At 65.2% G+C, this 3,298-nt stretch carries 4 protein-coding genes; 3 read left to right on the forward strand and 1 reads right to left on the reverse strand.

Annotated elements, in window-relative coordinates; all coding sequences use genetic code 11:
• The first annotated feature begins 314 nt into the window (after nucleotides 1–314).
• Nucleotides 315–1,208: a DUF559 domain-containing protein gene (locus WA805_RS27045; RefSeq protein WP_422286085.1), complete on the forward strand. Its 894-nt coding sequence runs from the start codon at nucleotides 315–317 to the stop codon at nucleotides 1,206–1,208.
• Between the two features lie 85 nt (nucleotides 1,209–1,293).
• Nucleotides 1,294–1,470, forward strand: coding sequence for a hypothetical protein (locus tag WA805_RS27050; protein WP_422286086.1), 177 nt, complete (start codon nucleotides 1,294–1,296; stop codon nucleotides 1,468–1,470).
• Here the strand turns inward: WA805_RS27050 and WA805_RS27055 are convergent.
• Nucleotides 1,442–2,596, reverse strand: a complete 1,155-nt coding sequence (locus WA805_RS27055) for an NAD-dependent epimerase/dehydratase family protein (RefSeq protein WP_422282151.1) — start codon at nucleotides 2,594–2,596, stop codon at nucleotides 1,442–1,444. The genes WA805_RS27050 and WA805_RS27055 overlap by 29 nt on opposite strands.
• Before the next feature lie 162 nt (nucleotides 2,597–2,758).
• Here WA805_RS27055 and WA805_RS27060 point away from each other — a divergent pair.
• On the forward strand, nucleotides 2,759–3,298 hold a 540-nt coding region (locus WA805_RS27060), incomplete at its 3' end, for a GtrA family protein (RefSeq protein WP_425243756.1).

Genomic DNA, 3,298 nt, shown 5'->3' on the forward strand with positions numbered 1-3,298 from the left:
GAAGACGGCTGGCGTAGACAACCGCCGCCCTACCAGGAGCCCCTTGCCCCCTCAAAACAACACACCGGCCACGACCCAAAACACCCCTGATCGTTACACCAGCCACACAGGCTCGCTACCGTCACGAAATACGGGCCAGAACCTCACTTATCGCCCTTAAATCCCGACAAATCGGACACGAAAAGGGCTAAAAGTGATACGAAGATGAGGATTAGGGCCAAAAGTGATACGAAGTCGCATTTCCGCCATGGGTTTGTCATTATTAGAATGTGGCTGAACGTAATGTCTTGGATGCTCTCAGTAAGAGCCGGGTCATGACGAGCCAAGGGTGGCGTGCTGCTGGTGTCTCACCCAAGATGCTGCGCACACTAACGAGCTCCGGCGACCTGGTCCGGATCAGGCAGGGAACCTACGCGACCAGGAGCGCGGCGGACTGGGCGAAGGACGATCCGGTTCGCAACCACGTCCTCAGCGTCATCGCCGTCCGGACGTGGGTCGGCCGCGATGCCGTCGCGAGCTACCACTCTGCCGCCGTACTTCACCGGCTGGACCTATTGGAATCGCCGCCTAGCGAGACCGTGACGGTAACCCTTCCGGCGGATAGGCACTGGAAAAGGCCGGCGTCCGCTGGGGTTACTTTCCACTCCGCGGACCTTCCGGCCGAGCATGTGACCAGGCTGTATAACCTGCCGGTCACGACGGCCGCGCGGACTGTTGTTGATCTCGCGCGGACGTTGCCGTTCGTGGATGCGGTCGTAGTGGCGGACTCGGCGTTGCACGCGGAGAGGGCCGCGAAGCCGGAGCTGCGTCAGATCCTGGACTCGTGCGTCAGCTGGCCGGGCGTCCGGCAGGCTCGCCGGGTGGTCTCGTTCGCCGATGAGCGCGCCGGATCGGCGCTGGAGTCGGCGGCACGAGTCGTCTTCGACGAGTCCGGGCTTGACCCGCCAGAGCTCCAGGTCACCATCCACCTGCCGGCGCACGCCTTCCTCGTCGACTTCTTCTGGCGCGCGCACCGGGTGATCGTCGAAGCCGACGGGCTGGCTAAGTACGCCGCCGACAAGGACCTGATCGCGCAGTTCCAGCGGGACCGCCTGCTGCGCGACGCGGGCTACAAGGTCGTCCACTTCACCTGGCGCGAGCTCTTCAAGACACCAGAACTCGTGATCGCCCGCATCCGGCAGGCATTCGCTTCCCCTGGCGCCTATTAGCGTGTCGATTTCGGCGCCAGTCGTCCGTCGTCACAGTGAAGGGGCCAGCCGGACCGCGGCGGCCTTCGATGACGAGGAGAGCGTCATGCTGTACTTCCCGACACACACCCTGGCCGCTATCGAGAACGACCGGCTGCGGGCCGCGGCACGCTACCGGCTGGTGGCGAAGGTCCGCCGGGAGCAGGCCACGCTCGTCCCTAAGCGCCGCGGCCTGCGGTGGCAGGTGTTCCGCGTCAGCTCGATGACGGGGAGCGCCAGTTGACGGTGGGGCGGAGCGCCTCTGGGCGGACCCGGTGCGCGTACCGCTTGGTGATCTCGAACAGCGACTCGATGAGCGTGTCGGACAGCAGATGCGGGTCGAGGCCGAGGTCGACGAGCTTGGTGTGCGCGACCTTGTAGTAGTGCTCGGGCGCTTCGACCCGCGGGTTGTCCAGTTCCTCGATCGTGACCTCGCCTGGGTAGGCACTCGCCACCGTGTCGGCGATCTCCCGGACCGACAGCGACTCGGTCATCTGGTTGAAGACCCGGAACTCCCCCTTGTTGGCCGGGTTCTCGCAGGCGAGCTGGATGCACCGCACCGTGTCCCTGATATCGATCAGGCCGCGGATCTGGCCGCCGGTGCCGTAGACGGTGAGCGGGTGGCCGATGACCGCCTCGATCACGAACCTGTTCAGCACCGTGCCGAACACCGCGTCGTAGTCGAACCTGGTCGCGAGCCTGTCGTCGCGGGCGGTCTCCGGCGTCTGCTGGCCGTAGACCACGCCCTGGTTCAGGTCGGTGGCACGCAGGTCCCAGATCCGGCAGGCGAACTCGATGTTGTGCGCGTCGTGCACTTTGGACAGGTGGTAGAACGAGCCGGGGCGCTTGGGGAACATGACCCGGTCCCTGCGCCCGTTGTACTCGATGTCCAGCCAGCCTTCCTCGATGTCGATGTTCGGCGTGCCGTACACGCCGATCGAGCCGAGCTTGACCAGGTGGATGCGGGGATCGATCTCGGCGATGGCGTACAGCAGCGTGAGGGTGCCGAGCACGTTATTCGACTGGGTGTAGACCGCGTGACCGCGGTCGATCATCGAGTACGGCGCGGCGCGCTGCTCGGCGTAGTGCACCACCGCGTCCGGGCGGAAGTCACTGATCATCCGGTAGGCGAACACCGGGTCGCAGAGGTCGCCGACATAGCAGCCGATGTCCTTGCCGGTGATTTCCTTCCAGGCGGCGATGCGGACCCGGAGCGGCTCGATCGGGACCAGGCTCTCCACGCCGAGCTCGTCGTCATAGTGCCGGCGCGCGAAGTTGTCGGCGACAGCCACCTGGTGACCGTGCTCCGACAGGTGCAGCGCCGTTGGCCAGCCCAGGTACCCGTCTCCGCCTAGTACCAGGATCTTCATACCGTCACCTCCCGTTACAGGGTAACGTGCTATTGGTACGCGTGACCGAAGCATTGCCGTTGGCGCCGGTCAGCTCATCGGGCCTGGCGGGATGTGTCGTAGGGCCTGCGGTTTCTGTGCTGTTTTCCTGGGTAATCGTCGGTTCCCAACATGAGGAAGTCCATGGCATTCGCGGATAATCGGCTGTGGGGGAAGCTCCGCTCCAAGGTAGGTGTGCGTTTCACGCGATTCGTCGTCGTGGCAGCCGTCTCGCTGACCGTGACCGAAATCGCGCTGACCTTGTGCAACGGCGTGTTCCACATGACGTCGACGCCGGCCGCGCTGGTGAGCTGGTTCTGCGGCGCCGTGGTCAGCTACGTGCTGAGCCGGTGGGCGTGGGAGCGCAAGGGCAAGCCGGACGTGCTCAGGGAGACCGTGCCGTTCTGGGTGATCTCCGCCGTAGTGATCGTGATCCTCACACTGGCAGTGAAGTTCGCCTACCACTCGGCGTCGTGGCTGGGCCTGACCGGCGTCAAGCACGTGCTGTGGGTCGACTTCATCTGGCTGCTGGCCAACTGCTTCACGTTCCTGCTGCGGTTCCTGATCTTCCACTACGTGCTGTTCGCCGAGCGCACGACGGCCGCCAGGGCGGCGGCCACCGGCCCGGACTCGGTGCCCCCCGGCACTCGCAACGCGCCGAGCCCGGCGGCCGCACCGCACACC

Source organism: Trebonia sp. (genome assembly GCF_049794275.1).
In the GTDB taxonomy this organism is placed as follows: domain Bacteria; phylum Actinomycetota; class Actinomycetes; order Streptosporangiales; family Streptosporangiaceae; genus Trebonia.